Source organism: Sorangium sp. So ce385, assembly GCF_051474135.1.
GTDB classification, from domain to species: Bacteria; Myxococcota_A; Polyangia; order Polyangiales; family Polyangiaceae; genus Sorangium; species Sorangium cellulosum_D.
Genome location: NZ_CP150337.1, coordinates 9,302,127 through 9,319,429 on the forward strand (window position 1 = coordinate 9,302,127; position 17,303 = coordinate 9,319,429).

11 protein-coding genes and 1 pseudogene are annotated in these 17,303 nt (G+C 71.5%); 7 read left to right on the forward strand and 5 right to left on the reverse strand.

Going from position 1 to position 17,303, the window contains the following annotated elements:
• Window positions 1–450 precede the first annotated feature (450 nt).
• Window positions 451–2,241 carry an FG-GAP-like repeat-containing protein gene (locus tag WME83_RS33750; RefSeq protein WP_437313825.1) on the forward strand — a complete coding sequence of 597 codons (1,791 nt, stop codon included), beginning with the start codon at window positions 451–453 and terminating at the stop codon, window positions 2,239–2,241.
• A gap of 163 nt (window positions 2,242–2,404) precedes the next feature.
• Here WME83_RS33750 and WME83_RS33755 read toward each other — a convergent pair whose 3' ends face one another.
• Window positions 2,405–4,063, reverse strand: coding sequence for a tetratricopeptide repeat protein (locus WME83_RS33755; RefSeq protein WP_437313826.1), 1,659 nt, complete (start codon window positions 4,061–4,063; stop codon window positions 2,405–2,407).
• A gap of 436 nt (window positions 4,064–4,499) precedes the next feature.
• Between WME83_RS33755 and WME83_RS33760 the strand changes: the two genes are divergently transcribed.
• From WME83_RS33760 to WME83_RS33770, 3 genes are all read left to right on the forward strand, one after another.
• On the forward strand, window positions 4,500–5,006 hold the full coding sequence (locus WME83_RS33760) for a hypothetical protein (protein ID WP_437313827.1): 507 nt from the start codon (window positions 4,500–4,502) through the stop codon (window positions 5,004–5,006).
• Between the two features lie 153 nt (window positions 5,007–5,159).
• Entirely contained in the window at window positions 5,160–5,645 is a 486-nt protein-coding gene (locus WME83_RS33765) for a hypothetical protein (RefSeq protein WP_437313828.1), read from the forward strand.
• A gap of 547 nt (window positions 5,646–6,192) precedes the next feature.
• On the forward strand, window positions 6,193–8,490 hold the full coding sequence (locus WME83_RS33770) for an FG-GAP-like repeat-containing protein (RefSeq protein WP_437313829.1): 2,298 nt from the start codon (window positions 6,193–6,195) through the stop codon (window positions 8,488–8,490).
• Window positions 8,491–8,574: 84 nt separating this feature from the next.
• Here WME83_RS33770 and WME83_RS33775 read toward each other — a convergent pair.
• Window positions 8,575–8,721, reverse strand: a pseudogene (locus WME83_RS33775) (ISAzo13-like element transposase-related protein); the annotation flags it as partial.
• Window positions 8,722–8,876: 155 nt separating this feature from the next.
• Between WME83_RS33775 and WME83_RS33780 the strand changes: the two are divergent.
• On the forward strand, window positions 8,877–11,576 hold the full coding sequence (locus WME83_RS33780; RefSeq protein ID WP_437313830.1) for a TIR domain-containing protein: 2,700 nt from the start codon (window positions 8,877–8,879) through the stop codon (window positions 11,574–11,576).
• A gap of 57 nt (window positions 11,577–11,633) precedes the next feature.
• Here WME83_RS33780 and WME83_RS33785 read toward each other — a convergent pair whose 3' ends face one another.
• From WME83_RS33785 to WME83_RS33795, 3 genes are read right to left on the reverse strand one after another with little or no spacing between them, the layout of a single operon-like run.
• On the reverse strand, window positions 11,634–12,608 hold the full coding sequence (locus tag WME83_RS33785; protein WP_437313831.1) for a D-2-hydroxyacid dehydrogenase: 975 nt from the start codon (window positions 12,606–12,608) through the stop codon (window positions 11,634–11,636).
• Between the two features lie 11 nt (window positions 12,609–12,619).
• Window positions 12,620–13,405 (reverse strand): aldo/keto reductase, encoded by a 786-nt coding sequence (locus WME83_RS33790; RefSeq protein ID WP_437313832.1) that lies wholly within the window; start codon window positions 13,403–13,405, stop codon window positions 12,620–12,622.
• A gap of 21 nt (window positions 13,406–13,426) precedes the next feature.
• Window positions 13,427–14,350, reverse strand: a complete 924-nt coding sequence (locus WME83_RS33795; RefSeq protein ID WP_437313833.1) for a GNAT family N-acetyltransferase — start codon at window positions 14,348–14,350, stop codon at window positions 13,427–13,429.
• Between the two features lie 261 nt (window positions 14,351–14,611).
• Between WME83_RS33795 and WME83_RS33800 the strand changes: the two genes are divergently transcribed.
• Both WME83_RS33800 and WME83_RS33805 read left to right on the forward strand, forming a co-directional pair.
• Entirely contained in the window at window positions 14,612–16,396 is a 1,785-nt protein-coding gene (locus WME83_RS33800) for an SUMF1/EgtB/PvdO family nonheme iron enzyme (protein ID WP_437313834.1), read from the forward strand.
• A 79-nt stretch (window positions 16,397–16,475) separates the two neighbouring features.
• Window positions 16,476–17,303, forward strand: coding sequence for an ABC transporter ATP-binding protein (locus WME83_RS33805; protein WP_437313835.1), 828 nt, complete (start codon window positions 16,476–16,478; stop codon window positions 17,301–17,303).

Consider the following 17,303-nt stretch of genomic DNA (forward strand, 5'->3'; position numbering starts at 1 on the left):
CTCTTCTTCATCCCGCTGTGCCCTCTGTGCCCTCTGTGGTTCCAATCTCTTCATTCTCGGGCGTTTCAAGCTGATCGGCGCTCTAGTTTCGACTTGGGCACAGCTGCCCGATGTCAGGCAGCTGGAGGCCATCGCCGCCCACGACAAGGTGCTGACCGGCCTGAAGTGAGCCTCGGAGCTCTGCATCGCAGCGGGTGCGACGATGATGGTGGCCTCTCTGCACGCGGGGCAGAACGCGACGAGATCTCACCCCCGCTTCGGGCCGAGCCATTAACACGTGAATCGCATCGTTCGCGCGTGAATTCACACGATGAGGTTTCACCGGCGCAGTAGAAGACGGAGTTGCGGTCGAGATGCGCTTCGAAGCTACCAAGCGCGCACCATCGCAAGGATATACCGCACCCTTCCACGATGCCCCTTACGGGCCATTGCCCGAGGAGACGTTTCGTCATGAGAACGCTTCCCAAGAACCGCCGTGCCACGTTCGGCTCGATCCTCTGCGTCGCCTCCCTGGGCGTCTTCGCGCTCGGTCCCGGGTGCAGCGCGGCCTCGTCAGACTCCGCCGGCGCGGAGCAGGTCGGCGAGGCTGACGAGCACGTCACCGCGGCACAGTGCGACTACTTCGATGTCAACGGCAAGGTCACGATCTGCCACTACACCGGCTCGGCCAATCACCCCTACACCGTCCTCAAGATCAGCGACGAGGGCTGCATCAACGGGCACGCGGTGCACGCGCAAGACTACGTCGCGGTGAACGACCCGACCTGCCAGGGCGGCGGGTGCCTCCCCGTGAACGCGCCGTGCGACGCCACCCTGCCGTGCTGTGACGGCACGCAGTGCATCGACGGCGTCTGCAAAGACCTCTGCGAGGGCGTGACCTGCACGGCGTCCGACCCGTGCCACGCGGCCGGCACCTGCGACCCGCAGACCGGGCTCTGCTCGAACCCCGTCGCCCCTGACGGCACCGGCTGCGACGACGGCGACGCCTGCACGCAGACCGACACGTGCCAGGCCGGCACCTGCACCAGCAGCAACCCCGTCACCTGCACCGCGAGCGACGAGTGTCACGTGGCCGGCACCTGCGACGCCTCCAGCGGCGTCTGCTCCAATCCCAACGCTCCGGATGGGATCTACTGCAGCACGGGGATCTGCAAGACCGGGGCATGTTACATGCCCACCCTGAGCTTCCAGGCGAATCAGGACTACGCCGGCTTCAACCGCCCGCAGGGCGTGGCGGCGGGGGACGTCAACGGCGACGGCAAGCCCGACCTCATCGTGGTCAACGTCAGCGGTGCCAACGCGAGCGTGCTGCTGGGCAACGGCGACGGCACCCTCACGGCCGCCGCCCCCGTCGGCGGCATCGGCACGAACCCCGGCGGCGTGGCGCTGGCGGACCTCGACGGCGACGGCAAGCTCGATCTCCTCGTCGGGGGCTTCAACGTCCCCGGCACCGGCGGGCTCCGGGTGCTGCCGGGCAACGGCGACGGCACCTTCCAGACCCCCGTCCTTTATGACGTGGGCAATCAACCGGTCAGCGTGCAGGTGGCGGACTTCAACGGCGACGGCAAGCTCGACGTCGTCACGGCCAACTTCGTCGGCAGCAGCCTGAGCGTGCTGCTGGGCAACGGCGACGGCACCCTCCAGCCCGCCGTCAACTACGCCGACCCCGGCGCCCGCACCCCCAACGACGTGGCGGTGGCGGACGTCAACGGGGACGGCAAGCTCGATCTCGTCTCGGCCAACGCCAACAGCAGCAGCCTGAGCGTGTGGCTCGGCAACGGCGACGGCACCTTCCAGCCCGCCATCGTCTTCCCCTCCGGCGGCAGCTTCCCCGGAGCCGTGGCGGTGGGGGACCTCAACGGCGACGGCACGCCCGACATCGCCGCGGCCCACCAGAGTTCTGCTGCCAACGTGACCGTGCTGCTGGGCAACGGCGACGGCACCTTCCAGACCCCCGTCGTTCATCCCGTCGGCGGCGGTTTCCTCCTCGACGTAGCGATCGCGGATCTCAACGGCGATCTCAGGCTCGATATCGCCACGACCAGCTTCAACAACAACGCGGTGGGCGTGCTGCTGGGCGACGGAGCCGGCGCCTTCCAGCCCGTCACCTTCGTCTCCACCGGCAACAACAGGCCTTACGGCGTGGCGGAGGTGGACCTCGACGGCGACGGCAAGCTCGACCTCGCCACGACCAACCTCTTCGAAAACAGCGTGAGCGTGCTGATCAACCAGTCGTTCTAGTTGGGACGGCGTTGCCAATTGGACGCCGCGCAGCGCTGTACGAGCCTGCCCCGTTGACAGCGACGACTACCGCGCGGTGCTCGGAGCGCATGGGCTCATCCCGAGCATGAGCCGCGCCGGCGACTGCCACGACAACGGCCGACCGCCTCGACCTCTCCCCGCTTCAGCCGACCCCTGCGAGCGCGAGCGCCCCCACGAGGTCGTCGACCAGGGCCTGGTCCGCGGTCATGCGCCTGACGACGGCCCGGGGATCCCGCTCGACCTCGGGCAGGATGGCGGCGAGCTCGCGGCCGGCGGCGCGGGCGTCGGCGACGCGGCCGAGGCGGGCCAGGGCAACGGCGCGGTCGAGCGCGCTCCAGGCGAGGTTGGGGGTGATGGCCTCGGCCTCGACGAGGGCAGCCGCGTAGTCGCCGCGGCGACAGGCGTCGAACGCGAGGGCGTGGTGGACGGTGCCGGGATAACGCTTCGTCAAGCCCCGATGCTTGCGGAGGATGGCAGTGCCGCGCTCCCAGTCACCGGCGAGCGCGAGGAGGAAGCCCGTGAACATGAGCGGCCCGCCGAGCTTCAGGGCGACCTTGGCCTCGGCCTGCGCCCCCGGGCCGTCGCCGGCGTCGAGCAGCACGAACGCGAGCGCCTGGTGGGGGTTGGCCAGCTTGGGCTCGAGCGCCACGGCCCGGCGCGCATCGCCTTCGGACCGGCAACGGTCGTGATCCCTGCCGGCGGCCGTCCACGACGAGAGCACATGAAAGAACGAGGAATAGGCCAGCAGCCCCCCGTCATCGGGGTCGCGCTCGAGGAAGCGCGCGCAGTGGTCCGCGAGCTCGGTTTGCAGGCGGGGATCGAAGGTGGCGAGCCACCGGGGGAAGCGCAGGAGCACCTCGTACGCCGAGCGCGGAGGGTGGACGCAGCGCTCCTCGGCCTCGATGGCATGGACCGCGCCGAGGGGCAGCGCGACGAGCAAGATGGTGATGTCGCGGGCGATCTCGTCCTCGACCGCGAACAGGCGGTTGTCGACGTCGGGGCGGTCGAACGTCCTGCTCCACACCTGGATTCCGCGCGTCGTGTCGTGGAGCTTGACCGCCACGCGGAGCGCGCCGGGGATGAGGCGCACGCTCCCCTCGACCACGTAGCGCGCGCCCCGCGCCTCGGCCTCCTCCAGGGTGGCGGCGCGCGAGAGCACGCGCACGCGCGGGGCGCGAACGAAGAGGTCGCCGAGCCGGTCGGTCAGGCCGTGGGCGAAGGCGCGGCTCCGCGTGCCGGTCGAGCCCGGCACCAGCGGCTCGCTCTCCGACCCGTCCGCGTTCAAGGAGGCGGAGACGGCGGTGATCGAGGCAAAGGGGAGGATCGCGATGACGGGCCCGTCGGCGCTGGTTGGGAGCCGCGGCCCTCGGGGGGACGGTGGGCCCGGCCGGTCGGAGGGCGCTGAATCGAGCGAGGGCCGCCGGGAGACGGAGGGTTGGGCGGGGTCGGGCGCGGCTGGCCCCGCGACAAAGGCGGGGGCATAGCGGCCGCGCGGCAGCTCGATGCGCACCGCGGCGGCGGGGCTCGCGGCGTAGTAGCGCTCGAGGGCGCGCCGGAGCTTGCTCATCTCGACGCGCACGATCGAGTCCTCGGTGGAGTCGAAGCCCTCGGGCCGCTCGAAGATGCGCGTGGCGAGGAGGGGCGCGCGCAGCTCGGCGCCGCGCCCCGCGAGCACCTCGCCGACCAGGAAGCGGAGCAGGCGGATCTGCCGCGCAGACCCGCCGAACACCGGGCTCGTCACCACCCGCTCCAGCTCGGCCACGATGGCCGCGCGCTGATCGGTCTGCGGAGAACTTTCCATTCAGGTCAGCATGCTCACCTAGGTGCCCCTCCGGATGCAACAGCGTGAATCGCAGCGCTCTCCCCTCCCGGAGGAGGGCGTGTGGCCTTGCCCCACGCCCGGCCGTTCCGCCGCGGAATGCGCGAGGATCGGCGCGAGCCGCGGATCGGGCGATGTGATTCACAGCGAATTCACGGTAAAAACGCGTGTGGGGCCGCTGCGCTGACGTTTACCGTGCGCGGTCAGGGCACACGCGCCTCGGCCCCGTCGGGGGGCAACGCGGGGCCTGCGACGGATCGCACCGGGGGCGGCGTCCCCGCCGGGAGGCCGCCAGGGAGGACCTCTCCATCATGAGCACCTCGAGCTTCCTGAGAGGCGCGTCCGCGCTCTTCACTGTCCGTCCAGCCGGTGCACGGCGTGACTGGATGAAGGTCTCACCACAAAGGAGCGTTCAACGATGCGCATCTCTCGAATTCATCTTGCAGCCACGGCGCTCGCCGCAGCGCTCGGGGGGCTCTTCGCCGGCGCCGGGGGCGCCTTCGCGGAGGGCAACGACTTCGCCGGCGCCTACGTGGCGAGCCTCCCGGATCGCGCGGAGATCATGCACCTTCACCGGGACGGCACGGCCGGGATGACCCTCTCGGATCAGGTCACGTTCGGCGCCGGAGGGTTCACGTTCAGCGACAGCCTGGGCTCCTGGAGGCGCGCGGGGAGCCATACGGTCTCCGTGCGCATGCTCAACCTCAACTTCGATCTGACCGGCGCAGCGCCCGCGTTCTCCGGGATCGCCGTCGTCGACTACGTCCTGGTGTTCGCGCCGGACAAGCAGACGTTCACGGCGAGCTGTCAGGGCAAGATCTTCGCCACGGGCGTCGACCCGCTCGATCCAGGCGCCACCCCGGTCACGGAGTTCGATTGCGCGTACCTGAATGGGTATCTCTACCATCGGTCGCCGGCGCCGTAGCTCCCCGCAGCGAGGAGTCTTCCGACGGCGTCACCGCCGTGAGATAAGAAATCGTTTTTCCGTGCTCGTTTGAACGGACCTGTCGCGGCGTACTGGCGCGAGGACGCGCCGAGAGCACGTGGCACCGGTCCGTGGAGAAGGATCGAAACCGGTATGCGCAAAAGGCTTCTGTTCGCTCTCTCGCTGCTCCCGCTCGCGGCCCTCGGGCTCGCGCTCCGGCCGGCGCCCACCCTGGCCGGCGGCTTCCCCTCCGCCTGCGCCGGGACGTACCTGATCTCGGAGGCGGGCGGCGCGAGGGATTTCTGGACGTTCGCGGCCGACGGCTCCTTCTTCGGGACCACCTCGACGCAGCCCCTCTACAATTTCTCCAACCAGCAGGGGAGCTGGGAGAAGGTGGGGGACGACGGCGCTCGAGGCGCCCTGTTCGCGTTCGTCTACGACGAGGACAACACCCTGCTGACGACGGCCCGGATCGATATCGTCCTCGACACGGTCGGCCAGGGCTGCGACGAGATCGCCGGCTCTCTCGTCGTGCGCACCTTCGAGGACGGGGAAGATCCGCTCGATCCTTCGAGCGACACCGGCGATCCCATCGCCTCCGACACCTTCACCGGCCGGCGCGCGACGGCGAGCCCCTGACGGCCTTCGCGCGCGCGGGCGTGCCCAGGGCGGAGGAGCGCGTGGCCGCGGTTGAGCGCCTGTCCGCGAACGGCAAGAACGTGTGCGAACGCAATTTTTCGATTTCCGCGGCTCGCCTGGTTGGAGCATCATGCCGCGCTGGCACTCTGTCATCGATCTCGGCGGAGCGTCCGCGGTGGTTTAGGGCGGTGAGGGGCGCACTCTTCAGCTGAGGCATTCAGGCAGCAGCAGCGGCGGAGCGCGGCTGGACCCGGGGGCAGCTCGTGCCCGGTATCGTGATGTGCGCGGTGCCGGGCAAACGGGCCCGAAGAGGCGGTGTGCCCTGATTTCAGCGCGAGCTCAGCACGGGAGCCGGTGGCTCGCGCGGCGGCGCGCGCGAAACGCGGAAGACGCGCAGGGGCCTGCATCGACATCACCTCCGCAAAGGACGCATTCACACTGGCATCGATCTTGGATCGATTGAATTGGACGACCTGACATTTCTTCCGCCAGCGCAGGCTCAACATCGCGCGGCACTCCCCGCTTCAACAAAAACAGAGGACAAACCATGAGCTATCGCAAGAGCTCTCTCTTCAGCTGCCTGGCGATTTCGGCGTTCTCCACCCTGCTGGTCGCGAGCTGCACCAGCGCCGGCCCCCCCGCGGCCGATGGCGATCACGACGACGAGACCGTGGACGAGGCCCATGACGCGCTCACCCCCGAGCAGTGCAACTACTTCGACGTCAACGGTACGGTCCAGATCTGCCACAAGACCAGCTCCGCGACGAAGCCGTACACGATCGTTCGCGTCAGCGAGCAGGCGTGCATCAACGCGCACAGCGCCCACGTCGACGACTACGTAACCAGCCTCGACCCGAGCTCGCCGAGCTACGACCCGACCTGCGGCGGCCAGGGCTGTCTGGCCGTGAACGCGCCGTGCGACCCCACGGTGCCGTGCTGCGACGGCCTCACCTGCCAGAGCGGCACGTGCACCGACGTGAACGAGTGCGCCCTGGGCACCGACAACTGCGACGCGAACGCGGCGTGCACCAACACGCCGGGCTCCTTCACCTGCGCTTGCAACGCGGGCTACTCCGGCGACGGCGTGACGTGCACGGACATCGACGAGTGCGCCCTGGGCACCGACAACTGCGACGCGAACGCGGCGTGCACCAACGCGGCGGGCTCCTTCACCTGCGCTTGCAACGCGGGCTACTCGGGCGACGGCGTGACGTGCACGGACATCGACGAGTGCGCCCTGGGCACCGACAATTGCGACGCGAACGCGGCGTGCACCAACGCGGCGGGCTCCTTCACCTGCGCTTGCAACGCAGGGTACTCCGGCGACGGCGTGACCTGCACCAACATCGACGAGTGCGCCGAAAGCCCGTGCCAGAACGGCGGGACCTGCACCGACGGCATCAACAGCTACACCTGCGCGTGCTTGCCCGGCTTCACCGGCGCCAGCTGCGAGACCGACATCGACGAGTGCGCCGAAAGCCCGTGCCAGAACGACGGGACCTGCGTCGACGGCATCGACAGCTATACCTGCGCGTGCTTGCCCACCTACGAGGGGACCCACTGCGAGGCGTGCGAAGGCAGCCTCGCGGACTGCAACGGGCTCACGTCCGACGGCTGCGAGGTCAACCTCCAGAGCGACGCATCCAACTGCAACGCCTGCAACAGCGCGTGCGCGTCGGGCCAAATCTGCTCGAACGGTGGCTGCCAGACCCCGCCCTCCGGCCAGGTCCCCGGCACGCCGATCAACACCTCGGTTCCCCACAACCCGCTGGCTCCGGCTGTCGCCGATGTGAATGGCGACGGTAAGCTCGACGTCCTGGTGGCCAACGCCGAATCGGGGTCGTTGCTGTTCCCCTCCGGGTCGCTCTCCGTCTTCCACGGCAACGGCGACGCGACCGTCCAGCCGGAGCTCTACACCACGGGCGCCCCGCTCTCCAGCAACGCGGTCGTGGCGGTGGACGTGGACGGCGACGGGTGGCTCGACGCCGTCACCGTCGACGGCCAGACCAACCTGCCCCTCATCAACGGGAGCATCAGCGTCTACCGAAACCTGGGCCCGAGCGCGCCCGGGACCTTCGACACGCCGACGAGCTTCACCACCGGCACCCCGGGCTCCGTCCACCTCTGCACCGGGGACTTCGATCACGACGGGGTGGCCGACATCGCCACCACCAGCGTGACCCTGAGTCGGGTGAGCGTGCTCCTGGGCACCGGCGGGGGCAGCTTCGGCGCGCCCACGCTCATCTCCATCTCGGGCACCGGCGGCGTGCAGTCGAGCATCGCCTGCCGCGATCTGAACGGCGACGGCTCCTCCGATCTCGTGGTGACGAGCCCCGGCACCGCGCGTCTCTCGATCCTCATCAACCAGGCCAACGGCTCGTTCGCCGCGCCGGTCGCCTACACCAACTCCGCCGGCGGCCAGACCGCGGGCATCGCCTTTGGCGACGCCAACGGCGACGGCACGCTCGACATCCTCTCGAACGGCGCGGCCGGCCGGTACCTCTTCTTCTTCCGAGGGAACGGCGACGGCACGGTCGCGAGCGGCGTTCAGTCCACCGCCGCGGCCACCGCGGTCGCCAACTCGGCGCTGGGGGTCGTGGCCAGTGATTTCAACGGCGATGGCAAGCTCGACGCCTACATCCTGGTCACCACCGCCTCGGGCGGCGTCCGCCCGATGACCGGCAACGGCAACGGAGCCTTCACCTCGGGCACCGTCGTCCCGACCGGCACCTCGCCCGGCCCTAACGCCATCGCCGCCGCGGATCTGGATGGCGATGGGTACGACGATCTCGTCCTGACCAACCGCGGCTCCGGCACCCTCACCGTGATCCCGAACGGACTCTGACTCGCCGTTTCGCCCTCACGCGGCCTCTCGCTCGATCCGGAGGATCTCTTCTTCGGGCTGTGGATACGCGCCGCGGCCGGCGGTGTCGTAGGCGTTGACGTGCCCGGGTTCTCCCTTCGGCTGCCACTCCCGTCCGGCGTTCTTGACATGGCCAACGAGCTCCTTCTTCTTGGTGTCGACGGAGACCGTCGGCCGGCCGCGGCGCTGAAACTGGCAAACCCGGCGCGCGAGCTGGCGGCCTGCCTCCGCGTTCGCCGCGGACCGAGATAGAGGAGCTCAGAAGGGCTGGATCGCATCCTCCTGGATGGCCAGGCCAGGACGCGTGAGCGCCCGGCGATCTCCAGCCGCCTGCCTCGCTGTGCTACCTTGCTCGACCGGTGGTCCGCATGTCCCCAGCTCCGGCACGTCTGGTCCTGCTGCACTCCTCCCGCGACGACGCCCTCGCGCAGGACATCGAGCGGCTCTTCGCGGTGCTCGAGCGGCAGGGCATGGTCGAGACCTGGAGCCCGCGCCGCATCCCGGCCGGCCAGGACGTCATGTCCGCCACCCTGCAGCAGATCCAGCGGGCGGACATCATCTTGTTGCTGATCAGCTCGGACTTCCTGGCTGCGGAGGACACAGATGCGTGGATCCAGCTCGCGCAGCAGCGGCGCCGGCTCGAGGGCACCCGGGTCATCCCCGTGCTCCTTCGGCCGGCGGTGCTCCCCGACGAGCTCGAGAAGCTGGCGCCGCTGCCGCGCAACCGGCGAGCGATCTCGACCTGGGCCGATCGGGACGAGGCGCTCCTGGAGGTCGTCGACGGCGTCCGGACCGCGCTCGCCTATCGGCCCACGCTCGCGCCGGCCGCGCAGCCCGCGCCCGCGGCGCCCAGCCCTCCCCCCGACGACATCGCCGCAGAGGCGCCGCAGGGTAGCGCGCCTGTGACGCCCCCGACGCCGATCCAGAGCATCTTTCGCTTGAACGGCCCGCCGGACATCACGTTCGTGGAGCCGTCGCAGTTCCCTGCGCTGCAGGTCGAGCTGGATACCCTGGGCTCGGGGTTGATCGTGGAGGGGCCGTCCAGGGTCGGGAAGAGCACGGCCGTCAGGAAGGTGCTCGCGCTCCAGCTGCCGGCACGCCCGCAGCGCTGGATGGATGGGAAGCTGCCGCCCAGCGATTTCGAGGCGGTCCTGGACGGCGTGGTGCGCGGCGAGATCTCTGGGCACCTCATCGTCGACGATGTCCACCACCTCGAGGACGCCCTGAAGCGACAGCTCGCCGTCCGCATGAAGATCCTCGCGGATCAGGAGCGGCCGCAGGCGAAGGTGACGCTCATCGGGATCAACCCGATCGGCAGCTCGCTCACGGAGGCGCTGCCCGACCTCTCCGGCCGATTCCGGATCATCCGGATGGATCGCCAGAAAGACGTCAAGATCGCCGAGCTGATCTTCAAGGGGGAGCAGGCGGCGAAGATCCGGTTCACGCGTCGCGACGAGCTCATCACGGAGGCCGGCGGGAGCTTCTTCATCGCGCAGCTCCTCTGCTATCAGGCCGCCGTGAACGCCGGGATCCGTTCCGCACAGGAGCGGCACCGGGACGTCACGCTCGGTCCGGCCGACGTCATGGAGTCCATCCAGGAGGAGCTCCGCGCCCGTTACCACGGAGATCTCCGGGACTTCGCGGCGTATGACGAGGCCCCACCGCCCCGAGGCGCCTGCCTCGCGCTGCTGTGGATGCTGTCCCAGACCGACGACGGGGACGTGTCGATCGGCGAGGCGGTCCACCGCTATCCCGATCTCGCGCCCGCGTTGGAATGGCTGAGGTCCAGCAACCTGCAGCGCTGCTTCCAGGAGAAGCCGCGCCTGAGCCAGCTCCTCTATTACAATCGCGCCGCGGCTACGCTGAGCCTCGAGGATCCGCTGCTCAGGTTCTATCTCAGGAAGCTCGATTGGCGCGCGCTCGCCCGGGCCAGCGGGCACAGGAGCGTGCAGTTCCACCCGATCGACGGGCCGCTCTTCGCGCCCCCTTCCAGCCGCCCAGGCGCGCCGCAGGGCGGCACGCCGCCCAGGCCGGCGAGCGCTCCGGCGGCCGCCCCGGCCGGAACATGCGTCCGGGTCCTGCACCTCTCCGATCTGCACTTCGACGCTCAGGACCAGGCGACGCTCTGGTACGCGCAGCTCGCGGCCGATCTGCGGCAGCAGGGCTGCGAGCGCCTCGACGGCCTCGTGATCTCGGGCGACGTCGGCAATGTGTCGATCCCAGAGGAATACACCGCCGCGCGGCTCTTCCTCGATCACGTCATGGGGGGCTTCGGGCTGTCGCCGCGGTCGCTCGTCCTCGTCCCGGGGAACCACGACCTCAACTGGGCCCTGTCGCAGGACGCCTATCGGCTGGAGCGGCGCGCGCGCTACCGAGGCGAGCTGAAGGACGGAACGTTCATCGCGCATGGCGCCGACGTCATCGAGGTACGGGACGAGGAGGCCTACAAGCTGCGCTTCCGGCACTTCGCGGAGTTCTATCGGCAGGTGAAGGGGGAGGAGTATCCGCTCGACTACGAGCAGCAAGCGACGATCCATCTTCTGCCCGAGAGCAACCTGCTCTTCCTGGGTCTGAACTCCGCGTGGCAGATCGATCACCACCACCGCGCCCGCGCCGGCGTCCACACGGGCGCGCTCGCGCGCGCGCTGATCCAGCTCGATCGTCATTCGCGAGATAGCCTGCGGATCGCGGTCTGGCATCACCCGGTGACCAGCGAGGAGCCGGACCACCTCGACGACGCGGGCTTCCTCCAGCAGCTCGCGGTGGCTGGCTTCCGCGTGGCGCTCCATGGCCACGTCCACCGGGCCGAGAACCAGCTCTATCGGTACGACATGAGCCCGAGCGGCAGACGGATCGAGCTCGTCTCCGCCGGCACCTTCGGCGCGCCCGCGCGGCAATGGGTGCCGGGGTACCCGCTCCAGTACAATCTCCTCCTGTTCTCAGGGGGGACGATGACGGTCGAGACGCGCTGCCGCGAGGAGGTGAACGGCGCGTGGAGGCCCGACGCCAGGTGGCTGCAGGGGACGGGCAAGGACCCGCTGCCACGGTATCGAATCCCGCTGGAGTGACGCGCCACCACCTCCCGCTCGGATGGCGCGCCACGAGCCCGGCTCGCCGGCGCGGCCTCAGATCACCCGGTCCAGAAGCGCCTCCCCCCGCTCGAACCGCCTCAAATTCGCCAGGAAATGCTCGACCTGCGCCACCGGCTCCTCGCGCCGCCCGCCGGCGGTGTGCGGCGTGATGAAGCAGCCCGGGGCGCGCCAGAGCGGGTGATCCGGCGGCAGCGGCTCGGGATCCGTCACGTCGAGGTACGCGCCCGCGAGGCGGCGCGCCTCGAGCGCCTCGAGCAGCGCCGCCTGGTCCACCGTGGCGCCCCGGCCGACGTTGAAGAACCACGCGCCCGGCCGCATCCGCGCGAGCAGCGCGGCCGAGACGAGCCGCCGCGTGCCCTCGGCCTCGGGCAGGCTCGAGACCACGTGGTCCGCCCACGCGAAGGCGTCGCCGAGCTCCTCCCGCGCGACGGCGCGGCCAGGCTCGTCGCCGCGGGGATGGGCGCGTAGGACGCGGAGCTCCACCTCGAACGGGGCGAGCAGCGCGGCGAGGCGGCGGCCGATGGCGCCGAAGCCGAGGAGCAGCACCCGCCGGCCCCGGAGCAGCGCGCTCGTCGAGCGCACGGCCGCGTCGGGCCAGCCGCGCGGGCCGCGCTGGTTGTCGAGGCACTCGGGCAGCCGCCGCGACGCGGCCAGCATGAAGGCGAGCGCGTGCTCCGCGCACGGGTCGGCGTAGACGCCGCTGCTCGTCGTGAGGACCGCGCCGCGCGCCGCGAGCGCGGCGCGCACCGCCGCCACGTCGTAACGGGCATAGCCGGCGGTGCTGAGGTGCACCCAGCGGAGGCGCGGGGCCGCGCACACATCGTCCGGGTGCGGCTGGCCGAAGACCACGTCGGCGCCCTGCACGGCGGGATCGCGCCCGACCTCGGCGAGGTTCTCCGCCGAGCGCGCGCCGGACAGCACGAGCTCGTGCGGCGCGACGCCCTCGGCGAGCCTCCGCGCCGCCTCCTCGGGGAACACCATGGTGCAGGCGATGACCCTCCGATCCATGGCCGCCCCGCTCACCCGTGCACCGCGCGGCCGAACTCGCGCATCCACGCGTCCTCGTCCGCGGTGAGCGGGCCCTTCGCGAGCGCGTCGAGGTTCTCCTCCACCTCGGCGCGGCTCCTCGGCCCGGTCAGCGCGACGTCCACGTGCGGGCTGGAGAGCTGGAATCGATAGCAGTCGCCCGCCGTCATCGCCGAGCCCGACCAGCCGCTCGGCTTCTTCAACAGGCGCCGCCACGCCGTCGCCGTGTAGGCGAGGACGCTCGGCCGCGCGTCGCGCACGTGCGGGAAGATGTCGCGCTCCGCCCCGGGATGCGCGGCGTTGTAGCGGATCATCAAGAGATCGAGCGGCGACGACGCCGCGAGGCTGCCTGCCCGCACGCGGTCGTGGATGCTCACCCCGAGCGCGCCCACCTTGCCGCTCTCGCGCAGGTGCACGAGCTCGCGCTCGGTCGCGCCCGTCCACGCGGAGCCGACGCCGAGCCAGCTGAGCAGGTAGACGTCGAGGTGATCGGTCCCGAGCTCGCGCAGGAGCTTCTCGGCCCCGCGGCGCACGCCCCAGCCGAACCAGCCGACCTGCGCATAGCCGACCACCGCCACCTGGTCGCGCCGCCGCTTCAGCGCCTCGCGCAGGGGGCTGCCGAGCCCGCGCGCGCGCATCGTCCAGAGGAAGAGGTTGACGCCGCGATCCATCGCCGCGCGCACGCCATCCTCGTCGATGCCGTAGTTCGCCGCGAGGCCGAGCCGGAAGAGGCGCTTGCCGCGGAACGCGGTGGGGGCGCGGTGGAGCCAGTCATCCATGCGCCGGCAGCTTACACCACCTCAGTCGATGTCGTCGTACTCCCGGTATCGGAGGCCCGGAATGCGCGGCGTGCGGACGTCGAAGCCAAAGCTGCGATCGACCGCCTCGAAGAGCTCGATCTTGTGCGCGAGCCCCTCGGGCTCCCCGCACCCGGAAGCGCGGTGGCGCTCGCGCCAGCGCGCCTCGGACCGGACGAGGGGGTAGCCGCGCGTCGCCAGGGCGACGGCGAACGTCCCCGGGGCGAGACACCCCACGTCGGAGCCGTCGCCGCGATAGGCCTCCATCCGCGGCGACTCCACCCATCCGAGCCGATCGCCCTCGCGCGAGGCGCGGATGAGGTGCTCCGTCCGGCCGTCGACCACGACCCCGAACGCGGCCTCCCGCGCGCCGATCTCGAGGTCGTGCGCGGGCAGCCCGGCGCGAACGACGAACGCGAGCGCGTCCGACCAGCCGGCGACCCACATGCGCAGGCCGAGATAGAAGCGCACGGCGGGCTGCCACGACCACGGGGTCTTGAGCCGCAGGCCGGGCACGCCGTGGGCCCGCGCGACGCCGTCCGCGCGGCGCAGCAGGGCGCCCGCGACGCCGCGCCCGCGGTGGGCGGGCAGCACGTAGAGGCTCGAGACCTCGAGCAGCGGCTCGCCGCGGGCGCCCGTCGACAGCGCGACGGTGCCGACGCGGCGGCCGCCCCGCATGAGCCAGTACGGGGCCGCGTAGCGCGCGCCCGCGTGCGGCGTGCCGAGCTGCGCGCCGTCGCGCGCCGCCCGCGGCTCCCACACGGCGCGCAGCTCGGCGCCGCGCGCCACCGGATCGACGCGCTCGAAGAAGCGGTTCTCGACGAGCGACGCGAGCTCGCAATCCATCCACGCGCGCGTCTCGGCGTCGTCCAGGGCGAGCGGCGCGATCGCGCCGCCCGCGACGAGCGCCGCGTGGATCGCGCGCATGCGCCGGCCTGTGTCGTCCCCGGGAGCGCCCACCGCGCGACGCTACCACGCCGCGCGGCCCACCCAGAGCGGCGGTCCGAGGCCGACAGCTCGGCACACCGCCGCCCCGGCGCGCCCGCCGCGCCGCCGCGCCGCGACGAAGCGCAGGAATCCCGCGCCGCCGCGCGGCCTGAGCCGTCGCCGACGCGGGCCGACGCGCCCGGCGCGCCCCACATTCGCCGCCCACGACGGCCTCGACCTGTGCGAAACTCCCCGCGACCGATGGGCCAGGACACCTCTTCCCGGTGCGCCGGCTGCGGCTCTCCGCTCCCGGAGAACGCCCGCTTCTGCCCCTCGTGCGGCCACCCCGTCGCCGCGCTCGACCCCGGCTTCGCCGCGACGGCGTTCCCCGCCACGCAGCTCGGCGCCGGAGGGCAGTCGCCGCCGCCCCCCTCGCTGCCGCTGCCGCCGGTGCGGCTCCTGCCCGGGACGGAGATCAGCGTCTACCGCATCGAGGCGACGCTCGGCGAGGGCGGCATGGGCGTTGTCTACCGGGCCCACGACCGGGCGCGCGAGCGCGTCGTGGCGGTCAAATGCCTGCACTCGAACCTCTCCGGAAACCCCGAGATCCGGCGGCGCTTCGCCCGGGAAGCGCGGGTGCTCCGCTCCTGGAGCCACGACAACGTCGTGGCCGTCTACGACTTCGTGGAGCGCGAGCACCTGCTCGCGATCGTGATGGAGTACGTCGAGGGGTCGACGCTGGTGCGGCACCTCGAGCGGTGGCGCGGGCGCATCCCCTTCCAGGAGATCCGCACGCTGTTCGGCGGGGTCCTCGACGCGATGGACGAGGGGCACCGGATGGGCATCATCCACCGCGACCTCAAGCCCGACAACATCCTGGTCACGGCCGGCAAAGACGGCCTGATGCCCAAGATCGTCGACTTCGGCATCGCCAAGATCCTCGAGGGGACGACCTATACGCTGAGCGGCGCGTTCCTCGGGACCTGCTGTTACATGTCGCCCGAGCAGGTGAAGAGCCCCCACGCCGCGGACCCGCGCTCGGACATCTACTCTCTCGGGGTGACGCTCTACAAGCTGTCGACGGGGCAGGTGCCGTTCGACAGCCCCAACCACTTCGCCGTGATGATGGCCCACGTCGCCGATCCGCCGGCGCCCCCGTCGTCGCTGCGGCCCGACATCCCGCCGGCGCTCGACCGGCTCATCCTCGACGCGCTCGCGAAGGATCCGGCCGGGCGGCCGGCGTCGTGCGCGGAGTTCCGGGCGCGGCTCGACGAGGCGCTCGCGGAGTTCTCGCCCGGCCCGTCGCGGCTCGCGTCGGACACGCGCGAGCTCGCGCCGACGGTCCGCGAGAAGACCGGCGAGCAGATGATCCTCGTCCCCGGCGGGCCGTTCCTGAGCGGGCAGCAGCGCAGGAAGGTCCACGTCGACGCGTTCTACATGGATCGCACGCCGGTCACGAACCGGCAGTTCAAGGCGTTCGTCGACGTGACGGGGTATCGCCCCGACGACGCCGACGCGAGCCGGTTCCTCTCCCATTTCCGGCGCGGCGAGATCCCGCCGGGGCTCGAGGAGCACCCCGTGGTCTACGTGTCGTGGGACGACGCGCGGGCCTACGCCAACTGGGCCGGCAAGCGCCTGCCGACCGAGGCGGAGTGGGAGAAGGCCGCGCGCGGCGCCGACGGCCGCAAGTACCCCTGGGGGCGCGCCGAGCCGGGGCCGTCGCGCGCGAACTACGACAACCGCGAGGGCGGGACGGTGCCCGTCGGCTCGCTGCCGGCGGGCGCCTCGCCCTACGGCATCCTCGACCTCGCCGGCAACGTGTGGGAGTGGTGCGAGGACTACGACGATCCGCACTTCTACGCGGACGGCCCCTCGCACAACCCGCGCAACACGCGGCCTCCGGACAAGGCGCTGCTCGTGATGCGCGGCGGCTCGTGGATGTACGGCGCGCAGTCGCTCCGCACCTGGGCGCGCACGAGCTTCGAGGCGCATTACCGCTTCGCCGGCGGCGGCTTCCGCTGCGTGCGCACGGCCTCGTCGAGCTGACCGGCGGGCGCGGCGCTCCGCGCGGCGCTCACGAGCGCCTGGCCAACCGGCGGCGGCGCGGATAGAACGCCGGGCGCAGATGAAGAACGCGATGGCGAGCGGCGGGGTCCGCGTGCGGCTGGCCGGCATCCGGCGCGTCTTCCCGGTGCTCGACGACGCCGGCCGCGCGCTCCGGGGCAGCGGCTCCGGCGTTGTCGCGCTCGACGGCCTCGACCTCGACGTCGCGCCGGGCGCCTTCGTCGCGCTGCTCGGGCCCTCGGGGTGCGGCAAATCCACCTTGCTGCGCCTCGTCGCCGGGCTGGACCGCGCCGACGCGGGCACGGCCGTCGTGGAGGTCGAGGAGGGGCCGGGCGGCGCGGGCGGCGCGCGCGCGCCCATCGCGTACGTCTTCCAGGACGCGCACCTCTTGCCCTGGCGGAGCGTCCTCGAGAACGCCGCCCTGCCGCTCGAGCTCGCCGGGGTGCCGCCCGAGGAGCGCCGCGCCGCCGCGCGAGCCGCGCTGCTCCAGGTCGGCCTCGCCGACGCGGGCGCGCGGTACCCGGCCGAGCTCTCCGGCGGCATGCGCATGCGCGTGTCGCTGGCCCGCGCGATGGTCACGCGACCCCGGCTGCTGCTGCTCGACGAGCCGTTCGCCGCGCTCGACGAGCTCACCCGCAGCCGGCTCGACGATCAGCTCCGCGCGCTGTGGGCCGAGCTCGGCATGACGGTGCTCTTCGTGACCCACTCGATCACCGAGGCCGCTTACCTCGCCGAGCGCGCGGTCGTGCTGTCCCCGCGCCCGGCGCGCATCGTCGCCGACCGCACGCTGGCGCTGCCGGCGGAGCGGACCGCCGCGCTGCGCACCGAGCCGGCGTTCGCGCGCGAGGTGCGCGCGCTGCAGGAGGCGCTCGAGAGCGGCGGGGCGTGA